This is a genomic window from Streptococcus mitis (genome assembly GCF_002005545.1).
GTDB lineage: Bacteria > Bacillota > Bacilli > Lactobacillales > Streptococcaceae > Streptococcus > Streptococcus mitis_I.
Genome location: NZ_LBMT01000001.1, coordinates 1981173 through 1998931 on the forward strand (window position 1 = coordinate 1981173; position 17759 = coordinate 1998931).

The 17759-nt window shown below is 41.2% G+C and carries 20 protein-coding genes; 1 reads left to right on the forward strand and 19 read right to left on the reverse strand.

The annotated features are described in order from the left end of the window. Positions 1 to 15: 15 nt before the first annotated feature. The 15 genes from QS39_RS09985 to QS39_RS11450 all read right to left on the reverse strand — a co-directional run bounded on the left by QS39_RS09985 (position 16) and on the right by QS39_RS11450 (position 12001). Entirely contained in the window at positions 16 to 693 is a 678-nt protein-coding gene (locus QS39_RS09985) for a DnaD domain-containing protein (RefSeq protein WP_077805422.1), read from the reverse strand. 8 nt (positions 694 to 701) lie between these two features. Next, positions 702 to 1646, reverse strand: a complete 945-nt coding sequence (gene metA / locus QS39_RS09990) for a homoserine O-acetyltransferase MetA (protein WP_023943671.1) — start codon at positions 1644 to 1646, stop codon at positions 702 to 704. Positions 1647 to 1827: 181 nt separating this feature from the next. Beyond that, positions 1828 to 2340, reverse strand: coding sequence for an adenine phosphoribosyltransferase (locus QS39_RS09995; RefSeq protein WP_001049318.1), 513 nt, complete (start codon positions 2338 to 2340; stop codon positions 1828 to 1830). An 86-nt stretch (positions 2341 to 2426) separates the two neighbouring features. Continuing rightward, on the reverse strand, positions 2427 to 3185 hold the full coding sequence (locus QS39_RS10000; RefSeq protein WP_077805423.1) for a class I SAM-dependent methyltransferase: 759 nt from the start codon (positions 3183 to 3185) through the stop codon (positions 2427 to 2429). Between the two features lie 483 nt (positions 3186 to 3668). Beyond that, a complete protein-coding gene (rplA, locus tag QS39_RS10005) occupies positions 3669 to 4358 on the reverse strand; it encodes a 50S ribosomal protein L1 (protein WP_001085675.1) in 690 nt (229 codons plus the stop codon). Between the two features lie 207 nt (positions 4359 to 4565). After that, positions 4566 to 4991 (reverse strand): 50S ribosomal protein L11, encoded by a 426-nt coding sequence (gene rplK / locus QS39_RS10010; protein ID WP_001085807.1) that lies wholly within the window; start codon positions 4989 to 4991, stop codon positions 4566 to 4568. A 122-nt stretch (positions 4992 to 5113) separates the two neighbouring features. Next, positions 5114 to 5830 (reverse strand): LD-carboxypeptidase LdcB/DacB, encoded by a 717-nt coding sequence (ldcB, locus tag QS39_RS10015; protein WP_077805424.1) that lies wholly within the window; start codon positions 5828 to 5830, stop codon positions 5114 to 5116. Positions 5831 to 5832: 2 nt separating this feature from the next. Beyond that, complete coding sequence (locus QS39_RS10020; RefSeq protein ID WP_077805425.1) at positions 5833 to 6303, reverse strand: HIT family protein; 471 nt, start codon at positions 6301 to 6303, stop codon at positions 5833 to 5835. Position 6304: 1 nt separating this feature from the next. Further along, positions 6305 to 7342, reverse strand: a complete 1038-nt coding sequence (locus QS39_RS10025) for a M42 family metallopeptidase (protein WP_077805426.1) — start codon at positions 7340 to 7342, stop codon at positions 6305 to 6307. A 97-nt stretch (positions 7343 to 7439) separates the two neighbouring features. Next, positions 7440 to 8765, reverse strand: coding sequence for a branched-chain amino acid transport system II carrier protein (gene brnQ / locus QS39_RS10030; RefSeq protein WP_180375033.1), 1326 nt, complete (start codon positions 8763 to 8765; stop codon positions 7440 to 7442). A gap of 170 nt (positions 8766 to 8935) precedes the next feature. Then, positions 8936 to 9223, reverse strand: coding sequence for a rhodanese-like domain-containing protein (locus QS39_RS10035; RefSeq protein ID WP_077805428.1), 288 nt, complete (start codon positions 9221 to 9223; stop codon positions 8936 to 8938). Further along, positions 9220 to 9810, reverse strand: coding sequence for a uracil-DNA glycosylase family protein (locus tag QS39_RS10040; protein WP_077805429.1), 591 nt, complete (start codon positions 9808 to 9810; stop codon positions 9220 to 9222). Before QS39_RS10040 ends, QS39_RS10035 begins: the two co-directional genes overlap by 4 nt. Before the next feature lie 53 nt (positions 9811 to 9863). After that, positions 9864 to 11264, reverse strand: coding sequence for a dipeptidase PepV (gene pepV, locus QS39_RS10045; RefSeq protein WP_077805430.1), 1401 nt, complete (start codon positions 11262 to 11264; stop codon positions 9864 to 9866). A gap of 13 nt (positions 11265 to 11277) precedes the next feature. Next, positions 11278 to 11883, reverse strand: coding sequence for a nitroreductase family protein (locus tag QS39_RS10050; RefSeq protein ID WP_000670164.1), 606 nt, complete (start codon positions 11881 to 11883; stop codon positions 11278 to 11280). Further along, complete coding sequence (locus tag QS39_RS11450) at positions 11870 to 12001, reverse strand: hypothetical protein (RefSeq protein ID WP_007284986.1); 132 nt, start codon at positions 11999 to 12001, stop codon at positions 11870 to 11872. Before QS39_RS11450 ends, QS39_RS10050 begins: the two co-directional genes overlap by 14 nt. Before the next feature lie 52 nt (positions 12002 to 12053). On the opposite strand from QS39_RS11450, the gene QS39_RS10060 reads away from it, so the two are divergent. Next, on the forward strand, positions 12054 to 12854 hold the full coding sequence (locus QS39_RS10060; RefSeq protein WP_077805432.1) for an amino acid ABC transporter substrate-binding protein: 801 nt from the start codon (positions 12054 to 12056) through the stop codon (positions 12852 to 12854). A gap of 179 nt (positions 12855 to 13033) precedes the next feature. On the opposite strand, the gene QS39_RS10065 is transcribed toward QS39_RS10060, so the two are convergent. The 4 genes from QS39_RS10065 to murN all read right to left on the reverse strand — a co-directional run bounded on the left by QS39_RS10065 (position 13034) and on the right by murN (position 17755). After that, a complete protein-coding gene (locus tag QS39_RS10065) occupies positions 13034 to 13867 on the reverse strand; it encodes a metallophosphoesterase family protein (RefSeq protein WP_001015745.1) in 834 nt (277 codons plus the stop codon). After that, positions 13857 to 15704 carry an excinuclease ABC subunit UvrC gene (gene uvrC / locus QS39_RS10070; protein WP_077805433.1) on the reverse strand — a complete coding sequence of 616 codons (1848 nt, stop codon included), beginning with the start codon at positions 15702 to 15704 and terminating at the stop codon, positions 13857 to 13859. The genes QS39_RS10065 and uvrC overlap by 11 nt, the downstream gene beginning before the upstream one ends. Positions 15705 to 15742: 38 nt before the next feature. Further along, the gene (locus QS39_RS10075) at positions 15743 to 16444 is read right to left on the reverse strand and encodes a M57 family metalloprotease (RefSeq protein WP_077805434.1); all 702 of its coding nucleotides are present in this window, start codon (positions 16442 to 16444) and stop codon (positions 15743 to 15745) included. A gap of 78 nt (positions 16445 to 16522) precedes the next feature. Next, positions 16523 to 17755, reverse strand: coding sequence for a peptidoglycan bridge formation alanyltransferase MurN (gene murN / locus QS39_RS10080; protein WP_077805435.1), 1233 nt, complete (start codon positions 17753 to 17755; stop codon positions 16523 to 16525). Positions 17756 to 17759 lie beyond the last annotated feature (4 nt).

Sequence of the window (17759 nt, forward strand, 5' to 3'; positions counted from 1 at the left end):
TCCTGCTTACATGGATTAATCCTTCCAGAGATCCATGGCATTTCTGAAATCTGCAGATACCTGTGTCAACTGAGGATTGCTGACTTCTCTCTCTGCCCGCTTAGCCTCAATTTGAGCCACACTCTTGATTCCTTCATGGCGCCAATTTCTCAAAATGGCCTGAATGTACTTCCAGTTTGCTTTTCCATTCAAAACAGCTTCACGAAGAGCCTCCTTAATCAAGTCAGCACTGGTCCCATCTTCTTTTAGGGTCTTGGTCAAATCCTCAATCTCAAAAGGAGTCAACAAGCGTCCCAACTCCTGCTGGAAAGTTTCCACCAAATTCTTAAGCTGATTTTGAGGTGTCAACTGGTCTGAACTTGAATGAGCAGCTCCAAGCAAATTATCCAAACGTTCCAATGCCAAACTAGTATCAAAAAGCAATTCGATTTCGCCATTTAATTCGATCGTTCGATACTGAAGTAGTCCCCTCTCCGTTAGATTGGAAATAGCCTGATTGACATCCGAAATTTCCTTGCCAATCCTGTCAGCAATCTGGCTTGGGGACATTTCATCTAAGCCTGTCGTATTTTGCAAATAGAAAAATTGCCAGACCAGAAAATCATCGCTGGAAGGAAAGAGTTCCTTAAAATGCAAGAGCAGGGCACTCGGCAAAACCAAGTTCCCTGATTTAAAAGCGTCTAAATATGTCATAATTCCTCTTATAAATACCCATATGCAGATGCATCATCTTCTATCTTTCTCCAGTCAAAAGGCGTCTCCTGATAGACCGCATAGTTTACCCAGTTACTGAAAAAGAGGGCTGCTGATGAAGACCAACATAGACAAGGGGTCTGATTAACATCATCATCCTTAAAGTAATTTTCTGGAATATGTGGATCTAAACCTGCGTCACGATCTCTAAAATACTCTTTTGCCAAGGTATCACGGTCATATTCCAAATGCCCAAAACTATAAATTTCTCGTAAATCACGACTAGCCAAAATCGAAACCCCAACCTGCGGCCCTTCTGATAAAATCTCGAGATTGGTTTTGTTTAAGACCTCTTCCTTAGAAATTTCCGTGTGCCGAGAATGAGGGGAAACGTAGCTATCGTCAAAGCCTCTAAAGAGAAGATGCCCTTCTTTTAAAGTATCCTGAGGATAGATACCTGATAATTTACTGTCCATCTGGTATTTTTCCACCCCATAACGCAGATAAAGACCAGCCTGAGCCCCCCAGCAGATATGAAGGGTCGAATAGACATGGGTCTTGGACCACTCGATTACCTGGCTGAATTCCTCCCAATAGTCCACTTCCTCAAATGGTAAATGCTCAACTGGAGCACCCGTGATAATCATCCCATCAAAATACTCGTCCTTAACTTCAGGAAAAGTTTTATAAAAGGTCTCCATGTGCTCTGAACGAGTTGTCTTAGAACGATGGCTTTCCATATAGAGAAAATCAATATCCAGTTGCAGGGGTGTATTAGCCAAATGGCGCAACAATTGAGTCTCTGTGACCATTTTTTGTGGCATAAGATTTAAGATTAAAATCTTCAAAGGACGGATATCTTGGTGGGCCGCACGTTGATCATCCATGACAAAGATATTCTCTGTCCGTAAAATCTCAACAGCTGGTAGTTTTTTATCAATTCGAATCGGCATAACCCTCTCCTAACTGTACTCTTTCAGGAATAATTGCATATGTTTGAAGCCAAATCTCAAACACTTAGTCCTTTTATTATACTGCAAGAAGATATAGTTTTCAATTATAGTTTTTCTCTAACTAGCTATAGTCTGTTTTTATATCCTAATGTAGAGAAAACAGCCCTAGGGACTGTTTTCATTAATAATGCATAAGAACTTTGTAATCATAGTCACCGATTTTTTCACGACCGTTCAATTCATCCAATTCAACAAGGAAGGCACAGCCTGCTACAACACCACCAAGTTTTTCAATCATCTCGATGGTTGCCTTAACAGTTCCACCTGTTGCTAAGAGGTCATCTACGATAAGAACACGTTGACCTGGCTTAATGGCGTCAGCATGCATAGTCAAGGTATCAACACCGTACTCTTTTTCATAGTCAGCAGAAATAACTTCGCGTGGCAATTTACCTGGCTTACGAACAGGCGCAAAACCAATTCCCAACTCAAAGGCAACTGGACAGCCCACGATAAAACCACGAGCCTCAGGTCCCACGATCATGTCAATTTTCTTGTCAGTAGCATACTGAACGATTTCACGAACAGCGTAGCTATAAGCATTCCCATCAGCCATCAAAGGACTAATATCACGGAAAGTAATACCTTCCTTTGGATAATTTTCAATTGTTGCAATGTAATCTTTTAAATTCATCTTTTTCTTTCTTTCAAAGTTTTTTACTCTCTATTATAGCATATTTTTTAAGAAAGAAAAAAGGAAAAGTTAACTTCAATGATTATCTAACGATTTGACGATTTATGACTAGCCATAGCAATAAAGCCCAAGTTCTTTTTATTCTTATTAAACATTTTATACATAGTTAAAAACTGCTTTCTATTCTCCTTTTTACAAGCATTTACACAAATTTTCAAGGTTCCTAGCCAACCTTCGTCATAAATCATACCTGATAATTTCATTAATGTCATTTCACCAGTCAATACTTTCACATCACAATAACCTGATTCTATCATCACCTGTTCCCAACCATCTTGAGTTAAAGGACCTACATTTACATGAATTGCTTGCGACAATTCCTGTCTGACAGACTCTTTAGCTTCCTTAAGAAGCACATCATGTGTCAGGAGAAGACCTTCAGGTTTTAAAACCCTTAGATATTCCATTACACATTTTTTCTTAGCTTGATCGGCTTGCATAGTCAGCATAGCTTCATTTATAACAATATCAAAACTAGCATCTTCATAAGGAAGTTTCATTGCATTAGCTCTTTCAAAACTGATTAAGTGAGCAACACCTGCTGTTTCAGCAGATTTTTTAGCCACTTTTAAAGCTTGAGCATCCATATCAACAGCAGTTATCTTACAACCAAAACGCTGTGCCAACTCAATTGCTGTAGTTCCCCTATTGCACGCAACTTCTAGTATTCTCTTTTCTTTTGAAAATCCTCCTTCCGCAATTAACCAATCTGTAGCAAGTTTTCCACCTGGACGTAAGCGTTTTTTCCCCAATTTTGCTAAAAACTTATGACCTGCTTCTGACATTTGAACACCTCTATTTTTTCTTCATTATAACATAAAATGATATTATCTAACAATTCTAATCTATTATTTGATGAACTATAATCAAAAGCATACAAACCACCATGACTATAGCATAAATTTATTATTACCTCTCTAGTTCGAATTCAATTCCTCACGTAGTTTACGCATATAGGTTACGACTATTTTTGTACTTTGGAATTACTCTCATCTTCATCAGCTCTACGAACCTCCACCTTTCTGTTCGTAGAGCCACGATTTCGCTATCCCTTCCTCTGACGGTTCTAATTTCCAACGTCAGACTTAAAACAGTCTATCCCCAGACCGTTTTAATCCGCTACCTCACGATAGCCAGGCTTGGGAATCGCTATTGGGTTCACCGGTAGCAGGTGCCCACCGAGGACTTACACCTCAGATGTACGACATGCCCGTCGTACGCCAAAAAAACGAGCACTTTCGTACTCGTCCTCTTTTATAAACTACTGATTAAAGTGAGTTTACGTCAACTTTGATACCAACACCTTGAGTAGTTGTGATAGTCAAGTTTGTTACGTAAGTTCCTTTAGCTGTAGCTGGTTTTGCTTTTTGGATTGTTTCGTTGAAAGCTTTGAAGTTTTCAACCAATTTTTCAGCTTCAAATGATACTTTACCGATGATTGCTTGAACGTTACCTGCACGGTCAGCACGGTAAGTGATTTTACCACCTTTAGACTCTTCAACTGCTTTAGCAACATCCATTGTTACAGTACCAGTTTTAGGGTTTGGCATCAAGTTACGTGGTCCAAGGACACGTCCAAGACGTCCAACAAGAGCCATCATGTCAGGTGTAGCGATAACTACGTCGAAGTCCAACCAACCGTCGTTGATTTTAGCAACAAGGTCATCTTCACCAACAAAGTCTGCACCAGCAGCTTTTGCTTCTTCAGCTTTTGCACCACGTGCAAAAACAAGAACGCGTGAAGTTTTACCAGTACCGTTTGGCAATACCATTGCTCCACGGATTTGTTGGTCAGCTTTTTTAACGTCGATGTTCAAGTTGTAAGCAACTTCTACAGTTGCGTCAAATTTTGCAAAGTTAGTTTCTTTTGCAAGTGCTACAGCTTCTTCTACGCTGTATGCTTTTGTGCTGTCGATTTTCTCAAGAGCAGCACGAAGTTGTTTGCTTTTTTTAGCCATTTTCTATTCTCCTTGTAAGTGGTTCAATCGATTTTCATCTCCCACGTCACTCCTCGAAATGATGAAGTCTTGCGGGTTATCAGTCTATTATTTTTCTTTTCCTACTTCGTTAAGCTCCCTTGCTGTACCCAAGTACAAGCTTCAGTCACTTGCCTAGTATGAAAAGCAACTAATAGACTGCTGTGAGATTTTCTACTGTGTTATTGATTAGTCAACAACAGTGAATCCCATAGAACGAGCAGTACCTTCGATCATACGCATTGCAGACTCTACGTTTGCTGCGTTCAAATCTGGCATCTTAGTTTCTGCAATTTCTTGTACTTGTGCACGAGTAACTGTAGCAACTTTAGTTTTGTTAGGTGTACCTGATCCTTTTTCAACACCTGCAGCTTTTTTCAAAAGAACAGCAGCTGGTGGTGTTTTAGTGATGAAAGTAAATGATTTATCTTCGTAAACTGAGATAACAACTGGAATGATCATACCAGCTTGGTCAGCTGTACGAGCGTTGAACTCTTTTGTGAATCCCATGATGTTGATACCAGCTTGACCAAGAGCAGGTCCAACCGGTGGAGCTGGTGTAGCTTTACCAGCAGGGATTTGCAATTTTACAAGTTTTTCGACTTTTTTAGCCATTTTTAAATCCTCCTTTGTGGTTTTGGCGGTAATTAAAGATTTTTACCTCCCACAAGTATGCTTTTCACATACCCATCTATTATACACTATTTATCTGAAATTGCAAGAGAAAAGTTTATTTTTTAATCGACGTAATCTCCGCCTTCAAAGCCGTAATACTCTTCCAAACTGAGACCACTTGCAGCTATTTCTTTTGCTTCTTTTCCGACATAACGAAGGTGCCATTCTTCAGCCATATAGCCTGTTTCCTTTTCCTTGCCTTTGAGATAACGAACAACAAAACCATAATCAGCCGCATGGTCCAAGAGCCATTGGGCCGCTTTTTCTTCTGTCACCAAATCACCATTTGTCCCAATCACATCAAAAGCCAAGCCTGTCTGGTGCTCGCTATAGCCAGGACGGGCAGAATAACGGTCGGCAGCTTCTTTCCCATCTTGATTGACATAATCTTGATAGAGCTTGGTCTGAGTTTCATAACTTCTAAAGCCACTGTAATGGTCGCTAATGGGGAAACCTGCCTCTTGCATAGCTTTGATGAGTTTGACCAACTCTGCCTTGGCTGTTGGATTTTCCCCTGGATTATAGTCTTTAGACAATGGATAGTGTTTGTTGGCTACGATGATTTCATCGTATTTCCCTTGGATGCTGTAGTAGTCTCCTTTGTTAACCACTTCTGCTTTTTTCTGGGCAGCTCCCTGAGATTTACTGCCGACTGCGCCATCAGCTTTGGCTGTTTGTTCTGTCTTAGTGTCTCCATCTTCATTTTTTGCTTTATCTTGTGAACAAGCTGCTAGACTCAAGGCTAGCAAGGCTGTCAAGACAAGGTATCTTTTTTTCATTTCTACTCCTTTATTTCTAATAGTTTATCTACTTCTGACGATAAACATTCGACTAATCTTTTAATCTCATCCGGTTTTGCTTGGCAGGTTTCTGCTGTCATTTCTTCAAAGGGAACCCACCAAACTGGCCCACGACCTTTAAGACCGTGGCCATTCATATCACCTGTCCGTCGTGGAAACAGATGCCAATGAAGATGGGCATCGCCATTTCCTAGCAGTTCGATATTCATTTTCTCAGCAGCAAATGCCTTGGCAACTGCCTCTTGGACTAGACTCATTTCTTCGAGAAAACGGAGTCTTGTTTCCTTTTTCAAATGGTGCAATTCGGTAACGTGTTCCTTAGCTAGAAAAAGACTATATCCTGCAAAATACTGGTGGTCTCCAATCACAAGATAGCCTGTTTCCAACTCTTTGACAAAGTAAGGATTTTCTTCCTTCTTGATGAGGTCAATTCTCTGGCAAATCAGGCACATATTAGTCTACCAACCCACTCTTAAGATAAGCATCAACCATACGCTCTGTTGCGGCCACCGAGTCAATATGAGTACGCTCATAAGAATGACTAGACTCGATACCAGCACCGAGAAGGGCATGCTTAACCTCTGCCCCTGCAGACATAGCCGCTGAAGCGTCCGATCCATAAAATGGATAGATATCCAACTTAAATGGAATATCTTGCTCTTTCGCCAAAGCCACCAAATGTTGACGGAAATCATAGTGATAAGGTCCAGAAGCATCCTTGACACAGATAGACACTGTATATTCGTCTGTTTGCTGGTCATCTCCCATAGCTCCCATATCCACAGCCAGATATTCTACTACCTGAGCAGGAATATTAGAATTAGCCCCATGCCCCACTTCTTCAAAGACTGAAAAAGCAAAATGGGTTGTTACTGGCAAGTCAATCTTCTCTTCCTTATAAATGCGAAGGAGATTGAGCAAAATCGCTGCACTGACCTTATCGTCCAAATGACGAGACTTGACAAAACCTGTCTCTGTCACGACGGTTCGTGGGTCAAAACTGATAAAATCACCGACCTCAATGCCAAGAGCACGAGTTTCTTTTTCACTGGTTACTTTGGCGTCCAAACGCACTTCCATATTGTCCTGAGTGCGTTCTGCAGTTCCTGCATCCTTATAGACATGACAAGAAGTTTGGTGGATGAGGATGGTGCCTGATACCTTTTGACCTGTGCTTGCCACATGAACGATACAGTTTTCTCCTTCGATCATGTTCCAAGGAAAGCCACCGATACGGTCCATTTTGAGACGGCCATCTGGTTTGACAGCACGGACAATAGCACCAAGCGTATCTACATGGGCAGTCACATAGCGATGCTCTTCATCATTTTGACCTTTGATAGTTACATTGACACCGCCCTTGGCTGTGCGAACTGGCTGGTAACCAAAACCTTCTAAAGTCTTGACGAAATAGTCTGAAATTTCACGAGTAAAACCTGTTGGCGACGCAATGGCTGTCAGTTCTTTAACATATTCTACAGTTTGATTCATTTCTTCACCTCTTTTGCTACCTATTATAACACATTTATCATCGGATAAAAAAAGAAAATCACTCCTGCAGACTTTGCTACAAAAGTGATTTTAGTGATTATTCCATTTCAAAAACATCGCTTTCTTGCTTGTTTGGTAAAACCAATGAGAGCAAGATTCCGACAACGGCTGGTACCAACCATGGGAGAGATGCCTTGGCAAAAGGAAGAGCGTTGACAAGATTTGCAAGAAACTCAACCTTAAATGAGCTTCCTAGTACGCTTGCAATAGCAATAGCTGTAACCACAGCAATTGTCAACTGCATACCTGGTTTTGAAAGAGCCACAAATTTGTTGACAATGACAATCATAACGATGGCAATGGTGATTGGGTACAAGATAACCAGTACTGGAATTGAGTACTTGATAATCGCATCAAGACCTAAATTAGCAAGGGCAAATCCAATCAAGGTAAAGGCGGTCGCATAAACCTTGTAGCTGATTTTTGGGAAGCGTTCATTAAAGAACTCAGCTGTTGACACAATCAGACCAACTGTTGTTGTGAAGCAGGTTACAGTAACCATAGCTGCAAGGAAGAGTTGAGCTGTTGAGCCAAAGATTTCTTGAGTAGCTTGTGACAAGATGTAAACACCTGGTGTTCCACCCTTCATCGCTTCAGCTGGTACCGGGAAATGATTTCCAAGGAAACCTAAACCGATGTAAAGAGCGCTGAAGGCAAGGGCAACAACGATACCAACCACCCAAATAGTTGAAATGTATTCTTTCTTACTTGAAAATCCAAGTTGTTTCAAGGTTTGAACTGCAATTACGCTAAAGGCAACTGAAGCAAGGGCGTCCAAAGTATTATAACCTTCTAGGAAACCCGTACCAAAAGCAGAAGCTTGATAAGCAGCTGAAGCGGCTTGAGGACTTGTTCCACCGTATTTGAAAGCTCCCAGAACAACCAAGATAACAATCAAAATCGCAAAGACTGGCGTTAAAATACGGCCAATACGATCCAAGATTTTTGATGGATTGAGCGAAATTAGATAAGCTGCTGCAAAATACAGAATAGTAAAGACAATCAAACCAAGACCTTTATTTGCATCCGACAAAAGCGGGCTAATCCCCACTTCGTAAGCTGTTGTCGCAGTACGTGGGATGGCAAAGAATGGACCAATTGACAAGTAAAGAACTGAGAGGTAAAGAGTCGCAAACCAAGGTGCTATCTTTGTTGAAATCTCGTAGATATATCCTTTAGGATTTAACGTTCCAATAATCAGAGTCAAGACGGCGATACCGACGCCTGAAAAGACAAAACCTGCGATGGCAGGAAGAAAATGTTCTCCAGATAGAGCACCTAGAGAAGGCGGAAAAATCAAGTTCCCCGCACCAAAAAATATTCCAAACAGGAGCAAACCTGTTAGGGCACCTTTTTTAGCCATGAAAATCTCCTTCATATTTATAAAATACTGACCTAGTATATCATGAATGAGAGTATGAAAAAAGTATCACGAAGTAAATATTGAATGTTTTCAAGATTCTCAAAAATGAGAATTGTCTAAAAATAAAATCCCCTACCCAGTCCACACCAAGTAGGAGAAAATTCTAATGTTTAAAGTTCTTCAAAAGCTATCATTCCACCTTGGACATTGATAACCTCATAACCTTGTTCTGATAAGAATTGACAAGCGCGCGCCGATCTCATTCCAGATTTGCAAATAACATAATGTAACTGATCCTTGTCCAATTGATCATAAGTATCAGCTAATTGACTCAGAGGAAGATTCTGAGCACCTTCTAAATGAAGTGCTTCAAACTCATCCACTTCTCTCACGTCCACTAGAGAAAGTTGGTTATTTTGGTAAAGCTGGTAAAATGCGTCAAAGGCTATTTCTTTCATTCTTTTTCTCCTAAAATAGTTTTAATTCTTTTTTTCAAATCCGGCACCACTTCTGACTCAAACCAAGGATTTTTGGCCATCCAGATTTGATTGCGTGGTGATGGGTGTACCAGTGGAAAATAGGTTGGCAAGTAGTTCTGGTAGTGTTTTACCCGTTCTGTCACCTTGCCACTGATTTTCTCCTGTAAATAGTAGGCCTGCGCATATTGCCCAATCAATAGGGTCAATTGAATATCGGGTAATTCTTGCAAGAGCTGTGGATGCCATTTTTCTGCAAATCCAGTTCTCGGTGGCAGATCACCTGACTTGCCATGCCCTGGAAAGTAGAAATCCATAGGCAAAACAGCAAAATATCCTGAATTGTAAAAGGTATCTTCATCCACACCTAGCCAGTCTCTCAGGCGGTCACCACTCTTATCTTTCCAATAAAGGCCTGCTTCTTGGGTTTTAAGACCAGGTGCCTGACCGATGATATTGATGCGAGCAGTTTTTGGCGCTGCAAAGAGAGGCTCGATACCACGCTCTGTATAGCTGACATTCTGCGGATCTGCCATAATAGCCTGCTTGATTCTTTCAATTTGAGACATCTACTTTCCCTCCAAAAAGAAGTCTAAGCATACAATCTCAGACTTCTATCGTTTTATTTGATCAATTCGTAAATAGCTTCGGCATAGATTGCTGCAGCTCGGAAGAGATCGTCCAAGGCGATAAATTCATTAGCTTGGTGCATGGTGTCAATTGAGTCTGGGAACATGGCACCATAGGCAACACCGCGTTCGAGTAAGCGACCAAAGGTTCCACCACCGATGACTTGCTCGTGACCTTTAAGACCAGTTTGTTTTTCATAAACATTCAACAAGGTTTGCACAAGTGGATCTTCCATTGGCACATAGTGAGGGGTATGACCGTGCTCAGAAAGGCTAACAGAAGCAACTGGCAAGTTTTCAAGGATTGACTTGATTTGCTCTGGACTTGTTCCTTTTGGATAGCGGATGTTAAGGGCAATGGTATTATCAGCGCTTGTTTCGTCAAAGCGGAAAACACCAGCATTCATAGAAAGGGCACCCATCTTTTCATCCACATGATCAATCTTGAGATTTTCACCCTCATGGTCGTTCAAGAAAATTTTACCAGCGATGTCAAGGTAATCTTTGGCTGGACCTGCAAAGTCAAACTGGCTAAGGAAGAGGGCTAGGTAAGTCGCACCATTGACACCTGAAGCAGGCATAGCACCGTGGGCTGATTTACCAATGATCGTCACCTTGTACTGACCGTTTTCTTCTTGGAGTTCTCCTCTAAGTTTGTGTTCTGCAACAAAGGCATCTAGTTTAGCTTGCAAGTCAGCCAAGTCACCTGAAACAACTGCTGTTGCTGATTCTGGTACCATGTTTTCACGCAAACCGCCTGTGAAGCTGTGAAGACGGGCAACACCTGCATTTTCTCCTGCAAAGTGAAGGTATTCTGTGATGTTACCTTTTTCACCGTTGATGATAGGGAATTCAGCGTCTGGAGAGAAACCGAAGTCTGGTTTCGCAAGTCCTACGTGCTCGAAGTAGTAGTCCATATCTGCCCAGCCTGATTCTTCGTCTGTTCCGACGATGAAGCGGACTTTCTTAGAAGTTGGAAGACCCAATTCTTTGATGATTTTCAAACCATAGTAACAAGCTGTTGTAGGACCCTTATCGTCCGACGCCCCACGCGCATAAAGGCGACCGTCTTTGATAGTCGGTGTGTAAGGGTCTGTGTCCCAACCGCTACCAGCTGGTACCACGTCCATGTGGGCAAAGATTCCGAGAACTTCTTCTCCATCACCAAACTCAAAATGTCCTGCATAGTTGTCAACATTTTTAGTTGGGTAGCCATCACGGTCTGCGATTTCAAGGAATTTTTCCAAAGCTTTTACCGGCCCAGGTCCAAATGGATGCTCAGCATCAGCCTTGCTGTCATCACGTTCTGAGTTGATTTCCAAAAGGCTAAACAAGTCAGCCAAGAGGTCTTCTTTGCGTTTTTCTACTTCTGCTGTAAAGTCAATTGCTGTCATTTTTTTCTTCTTTCTATCTTTTCTCGATGATTTCATCTACTGGCAAGCGGTAGCTTGGTTCCAATTTTTCGTCTGTGTAACCTACTGTAATCAAAAGTTCTGGGCGGAAACGGTCTTCGATGTCCAAAACCTCATTGACTTTTGATTTGTCAAATCCAAGGATCAGATTTGATCCGATTCCTTGGTCTGTCAATGCAAGAACCAAGTTCATAGCAACCAAACCTGCATTGAGGGCTAAGTAGTCACTGACCTGTTGTTCATTGTAACGGGCAAATTCAGCTGGCAAATTTTTCATAAAGTATTGAAGTTGTTCTTCTGAGAAATTGTTAGCACCACCAACTCGGGCAATCTTACGAGCACGTTTAGCCAAATCTGTGTCTGTAAATAAGGCAATAGTTACAGGAGCTGATGATACCTGCTCAAAGTTTGAACCGTAAGCCAATTTTGCTAGTTCAGCATTTTTCTCACGTACTACCACAAATTTCCAAGGCTGGCTGTTGTGGGCACTTGGTGCCAAGGTTGCAATTTCGATAGCCGTACGCACATCTTTTGGATCCACTGGCTTATCAGTGAAATGCTTGGTCGCATGACGTTTTTTATTTAATTCAAGAAATTTCATAATCGATTTCCTTTTCTAATTCTACTGCTTCCATTCTACCATAATTTGAAAGAGCTTGCAGGGATTTTTCATGATTAAGTTTTTTTATTACAGCCATAAAAAATATATATTGGTTCATCAAGAAAGTTTCTGATAAACTAGCAAGTACTTTACATTTGAATGGAGATATTATGAAAAAATTTAGCCTTTTACTACTCATCTTCCCATTTTTAGTTGCCTGTGGGAATCAAGCTACACCGAAAGAAACCAGCTCTCAAAAGACAATCGTCGTTGCTACAGCTGGTGATGTGCCACCATTTGACTACGAAGATAAAGGCAATCTGACAGGCTTCGATATTGAAGTTCTAAAGGCAGTGGATGAAAAACTCAGCGACTACGAGATTCAATTCCAAAGAACTGCCTGGGAAAGTATCTTCCCTGGACTTGATTCTGGTCACTATCAAGCAGCTGCCAATAACTTGAGTTACACAAAAGAGCGTGCTGAAAAATACCTCTACTCACTTCCAATTTCGAACAACCCCCTCGTCCTCGTCAGTAACAAGAAAAATCCTTTGACTTCTCTTGACCAAATCGCTGGCAAAACAACACAGGAGGATACTGGAACTTCAAACGCTCAATTCATCAATAACTGGAATCAGAAACACACTGATAATCCCGCTACAATTGATTTTTCTGGTGAGGATATCGGTAAACGAATCCTAGACCTCTCTAACGGTGAATTTGATTTCCTAGTCTTTGACAAGGTATCCGTTCAAAAGATTATCAAGGACCGCGGCTTAGATCTCTCAGTCGTTGATTTACCTTCTGCCGATAGCCCCAACAACTATATCGTTTTCTCAAGCGACCAAAAAGAGTTTAAAGATAAATTTGATAAAGCGCTCAAAGAACTCTACCAAGATGGAACACTTGAAAAACTCAGCAATACCTATCTAGGTGGCTCTTACCTTCCAGATCAATCTCAGTTACAATAATACTCTTCGAAAATCTCTTCAAACCACGTCAGCTTTATCTGCAACCTCAAAGCTGTGCTTTGAGCAACCTACGTCTAGCTTCCTAGTTTGCTCTTTAATTTTCATTGAGTATAAGATATACTAAAAGCGATTGGACGAGCCAATCGTTTTTAGTTTGCATTGGTTATTTTAGGAAACTTTTACAAAAAATCAAAAAAATTCTTCACATCTTCTACATACCCATGCTTTTCTATTAAGCTTGCTAAGAGTTCCAGATTGTGCCCCTGATAGTTATCTTCACGACGTAGCTCTTCATACATTTCAATAAAAGGCAGGCCCTTGGACTTGGCCAATTCTAACTCAGCCTCGTAATCATAAGCGACTTTACGAAATAGGATATTTACCAATTCCCCATCTTCAACCTCTATCACGACATACTGGGCACGGTGATTTTTTAACGCCTCCCAGTTAAAATAGGGCATGCCAATCGACCCTGGATTGATGATTTGTTGCCCTTGACTGCCATAACGAAGCAACTGCTTGTGGACATGACCATAGACTGCCACGTCAACTTCATCATCTAGGAGTTGGTCAAATTTCTCTGTATCATTCTCAACTAGCAAGTCACCACCATAGTTCTTATTTGGCAAATTATGAGAGATAGAAAAGCGCAATCCTTCAACTTCTTTCTTTTCCAGCAAAGGCAAGCTTCGTAGCCAGACAATCGTTGCAGGATTCATTCGCTCCATCAAAAACTGGGTCATTCGCATGAGCTGGACTTCCTGTGGGTCTTCTAAGCCATATTGCCCATCTAAAGCCTCAAGGACACAATCATCCCAATTGCCTCGAACACTAGCTGTGATAGGAAGGGCCTTTAGCAGGGCGACCAAGTCATTTGCGCCTGGACCAGGAAGAAAAATATCTCCCAGAAGCCAGTATTCACTGACTCCTTGATTTTTAGCATCTGCAATCACTGCTTCTAGCGCTGTCGCATTGCCATGAATATCTGATAAAATTGCGATTTTATGGTTCATTGTGGTTTCCTTCCGTTTGGTAATCTACTTTTTCTTCCGCCACTTGAGGCAAGGTTTCTGTTTCCTGCGGGTTCAACTTCCTCTGCACTGCTTCTGCGACCGCTCTAGGTACTCCAACTTCGACAATCTCATCCACACTGGCTTCCTTGATTTTGGTCAAAGACTTAAAATGCTTCATGAGATTCTGCTTGCGTTTAGGTCCCAGACCTTCAATTCCATCCAGTTGTGATGAAAAGGAATTTTTGGAGCGCAGTTGGCGATGGAAAGTGATAGCAAAGCGGTGTACCTCATCTTGGATGCGCTGAAGGAGGAAAAATTCCTGAGAATTGCGAGACAACTCTACCACCTCAAGTGGATCACCGAAGAGCAATTCATGGGTTTGGTGCTTATCATTCTTTTGCAAACCTGCAATTGGAATATCCAAGCCCAGCTCCTCTTGAATGACCTGCTTAGCAATATTGACCTGACCTTGCCCCCCATCAATCACAATCAAATCTGGCGGAGTCAAAGCCTCACGTTGTACTCGGCCATAACGTCTGCGGATAACCTCACGCATACTAGCATAGTCATCTGGACCGACAACCGTTTTTATCTTGTACTTACGATAATCTTTCTTACTCGGTTTGCCATTGACAAAGACCACCATTGCTGAAACAGGACTAGTTCCCATGATGTTAGAGTTATCGAAGGACTCGATACGAACTGGGGTTGGGATTTGGAGTAAGCGTCCTAGATTTTCAATAGCCCCTTGGGTCTTTTCGACAGATTTCTCTAGCAGGTTGAATTTCTGCTCTAGGCTGACTCGAGCATTCTTTATAGCCAAATTGACCAGTTGCTTTTTCTCTCCACGCTGGGGTTTGAGAATCTTGGAATCCACCAAGGCTTTAACGGCTTCTTCGTCAATATCCTGCGGAATCAGTACCTCATTGGGAACCAGGTGAGATTTTTCTTGATAGAACTGTCCCACATAGGTCAAGAAATCTTCGTCTGGATCATTGTAATAGGGGAAAAGATTGACATCGCGCTCAATAAGCTTGCCTTGGCGGACAAAGAAAACCTGCACACACATCCAGCCCTTGTCCACATAGTATCCAAAGACATCACGGTTTTGGAGATCCTTAGCCATGACCCGTTGCTTGGTTCGAAGCGTTCCAATGGCCTGAATCAGGTCACGGTATTCCGCTGCACGTTCAAACTCCATACTTTGTGCTGCGGATGCCATCTTGCCCTTGAGGTCATCGATGATTTTGTCATCCTGTCCTTTTAAGAAGTCAGAAACCTCCTGAGCCATAGACTTGAAGTAGGCCTCATCCTTCTTACAGATAGTGTGGGCCATACATTGACCGATATGGTAGTAAAAACAAACCTTAGACGGTGGATTAGTACACTTTCTAAAAGGGAAAATTCGATCCAGTAATCGCTTGATTTCATTGGCTGCCCCCACATCGGGGTAAGGTCCAAAATAAAGACCTCCATCCTTTTTGACCTGTCGGGTGATAATCAAACGAGGATAGCGTTCATTAGTGATTTTGATGAAGGGATAGGACTTATCATCCTTGAGCATGATATTGTACTTGGGCTTGTTTTCCTTAATCAGGTTGATTTCTAGGAGAAGTGCCTCAATATTGGACTCCGTAACGATAAATTCAAAATCTACAATTTCAGACACCAAGGCCTCTGTTTTGGTATCATGACTTCCACGGAAATAAGACCGCACGCGGTTACGCAGGTTTTTAGCCTTTCCTACATAGATAATGGTGCCGTTTTTATCCTTGTGAATGTAACAACCAGGGCTGGTCGGCAAGAGCTCTAGTTTTGATTTAATCAAGTTGTTCATAATTCCATTATAGCAAAAAAGTAGGGAAAGATAGTCCCCTACTCATTGGTCTCATATAATTTTCGAAGTCTTTCAACATCCTCTTCCTGAATACCATAAAAGGAACCCGCAGGTTGCATGACAGACTTTTCATCTGTATGGTCCAAGCCAATCGCATGCCCCAACTCATGTTCTGCCGTATGGACAATGCGCTCATAGGAATAGCCATAGTCTGGATTGGACAGATAATAGTGATTCAACCGCACCGTTACAGACAAGAATTGACCCGTTAAGAGATTGGTCTGACTTTCCGCCTCTCCTGCCACAGGAGTACCTCCGTCATTCATCTCCGTAGCCAAGATATCTGCCTTGCTGGACTCAGTCACAAGTTCAAAATGAAAGGCACCAGTTTGATTCCAGTTCTGAATTGCTTCTAAATATGCCTCTTGAAAGCGTGAATCCATCTGCGGATCCAAGTAAATACGAGCAGAAGCCTGTGGCCATCTTCCTTCAGAATGCTGGTGGCTATCTGTCTGGTTCAACTTAGGCAGTTGCCCTGTTCTTTCCCATTGGTCGATACTTTGTTGACCAATTTTTACTGACCGTTCTGCTTGCTTCAGCGCCCCTTGAAAATCCCCGTTCAGATACCAGAGAAATCCAAAAGCAAGAGTACATAAAAGCAAAACAATCCAAACCAGACGCCAAAACAAACGCCAAATAAAATAAAAGAAAGCCCCTATCAAACGAAAAAGCCAACGCATATCTCTCCACCTTTCTAGCAAATAAAGTCTATTTTACTAAAACAAGCTGAAAGAAAGCTAAATACTGGCTTTTTCATCTTAACGTCCTAATATTTTTTTGAATAACTGAATAGCTTTGTATTTTAAAGGCGATGGATGATAACGGAAAGTACCTGCTTTACGTACAATATAGCCATTAAAATTTTGTTTAAAACGCAAAACACCATCACTACCATCAAAAATCCCCTGAATGCCTAGGAAGTTGTATTTAGGTATTCCACGTTTTATGCTTTCCAACATAACATATTTTTGAAGCAGTGCAGGGGCATAAAACTTATTAAACTCAGTGTAAGAACCACTAAAGAGATAAGTCGTTTCCTGAGGCATATAAACAAATAAACTCCCGGCTAAAACAATATCTTCTTCTCCATATTTTTCAATCAAGTCTCGCGCTTCTGCTTTTCGAACTTCAAACGTTTCAAATTGACTAGAATATTCTCTCAGTTGATTTTGTTTTTTCTCAGAATGAGGATTTTTACTCAAATCAAGTCGCAACTTGTCCAAGATTTCTTCTAGTTTACTTTGTTCACCTTGCAATTTGCTCATATAGTCCGAAAAATTCAAGGTTGCTATGAGAAACTCCGCTTGTTCTCCAAATGAATCATAAAAGTGCTCATAATATTCTAAACTTTTATCACTGTATTCTCTACGTTCAGAGGTTTCTTTAGTTATATTCTTAAAAATCGATAGTTCTTCACGTTTTAACTTTTTCAACCGAATACCAAACGTTTCAGCCTTTTTCACCAAGGGTTTACCCTTTTTGCTAAAACTTTTAAGCAAATTCTTTTCAGTTAATTCAGTCAAATCTTTATAGTATAACCAATCTGGTTCTCCACCTGGATAACCTGTTGTCAATCCATCAAATTGATAACCTAAATTAGTCAAATCTTGAATAATACTTTTTTTCTCAGTATCTATTGGATTACCTTCACTATCAAAAGTTTGATAAGTTTCATAAGGTTTTACAAGCAACTCTAATACACCATTTTGCTTGGCATATTCTTTTAACTCCGCATAAAAAACTGGAAGAGCATCTTGTTGGGTATAAATCGGCCCCGAATTGAGCTCCATATGCAGACCACCCAGCATGGGCAAGCTATAAACCAGAGCTGCAACTTGAATTTCTCCTTCTTGTTTCAAAGCAAGATAAACAATTCGAGCCCCTCTTTTTTCTAACAAGTCCCCCATCTGGACCGATTGCATAAAGGAACGAGAAGAAACCTGACCAGAATAAGCCTGAAACTCTTCTTTCGTGAGTGTAATTAGTGCCATATAC

Bases quoted from the DNA above. Each gene is read 5' to 3' on its own strand.
- QS39_RS09985 (WP_077805422.1), bottom strand. From the start codon at position 693: ATGACATATTTAGACGCTTTTAAATCAGGGAACTTGGTTTTGCCGAGT.
- metA (WP_023943671.1), bottom strand. From the start codon at position 1,646: ATGCCGATTCGAATTGATAAAAAACTACCAGCTGTTGAGATTTTACGG.
- QS39_RS09995 (WP_001049318.1), bottom strand. From the start codon at position 2,340: ATGAATTTAAAAGATTACATTGCAACAATTGAAAATTATCCAAAGGAA.
- QS39_RS10000 (WP_077805423.1), bottom strand. From the start codon at position 3,185: ATGTCAGAAGCAGGTCATAAGTTTTTAGCAAAATTGGGGAAAAAACGC.
- rplA (WP_001085675.1), bottom strand. From the start codon at position 4,358: ATGGCTAAAAAAAGCAAACAACTTCGTGCTGCTCTTGAGAAAATCGAC.
- rplK (WP_001085807.1), bottom strand. From the start codon at position 4,991: ATGGCTAAAAAAGTCGAAAAACTTGTAAAATTGCAAATCCCTGCTGGT.
- ldcB (WP_077805424.1), bottom strand. From the start codon at position 5,830: ATGAAAAAAAGATACCTTGTCTTGACAGCCTTGCTAGCCTTGAGTCTA.
- QS39_RS10020 (WP_077805425.1), bottom strand. From the start codon at position 6,303: ATGTGCCTGATTTGCCAGAGAATTGACCTCATCAAGAAGGAAGAAAAT.
- QS39_RS10025 (WP_077805426.1), bottom strand. From the start codon at position 7,342: ATGAATCAAACTGTAGAATATGTTAAAGAACTGACAGCCATTGCGTCG.
- brnQ (WP_180375033.1), bottom strand. From the start codon at position 8,765: ATGGCTAAAAAAGGTGCCCTAACAGGTTTGCTCCTGTTTGGAATATTT.
- QS39_RS10035 (WP_077805428.1), bottom strand. From the start codon at position 9,223: ATGAAAGAAATAGCCTTTGACGCATTTTACCAGCTTTACCAAAATAAC.
- QS39_RS10040 (WP_077805429.1), bottom strand. From the start codon at position 9,810: ATGTCTCAAATTGAAAGAATCAAGCAGGCTATTATGGCAGATCCGCAG.
- pepV (WP_077805430.1), bottom strand. From the start codon at position 11,264: ATGACAGCAATTGACTTTACAGCAGAAGTAGAAAAACGCAAAGAAGAC.
- QS39_RS10050 (WP_000670164.1), bottom strand. From the start codon at position 11,883: ATGAAATTTCTTGAATTAAATAAAAAACGTCATGCGACCAAGCATTTC.
- QS39_RS11450 (WP_007284986.1), bottom strand. From the start codon at position 12,001: ATGAACCAATATATATTTTTTATGGCTGTAATAAAAAAACTTAATCAT.
- QS39_RS10060 (WP_077805432.1), top strand. From the start codon at position 12,054: ATGAAAAAATTTAGCCTTTTACTACTCATCTTCCCATTTTTAGTTGCC.
- QS39_RS10065 (WP_001015745.1), bottom strand. From the start codon at position 13,867: ATGAACCATAAAATCGCAATTTTATCAGATATTCATGGCAATGCGACA.
- uvrC (WP_077805433.1), bottom strand. From the start codon at position 15,704: ATGAACAACTTGATTAAATCAAAACTAGAGCTCTTGCCGACCAGCCCT.
- QS39_RS10075 (WP_077805434.1), bottom strand. From the start codon at position 16,444: ATGCGTTGGCTTTTTCGTTTGATAGGGGCTTTCTTTTATTTTATTTGG.
- murN (WP_077805435.1), bottom strand. From the start codon at position 17,755: ATGGCACTAATTACACTCACGAAAGAAGAGTTTCAGGCTTATTCTGGT.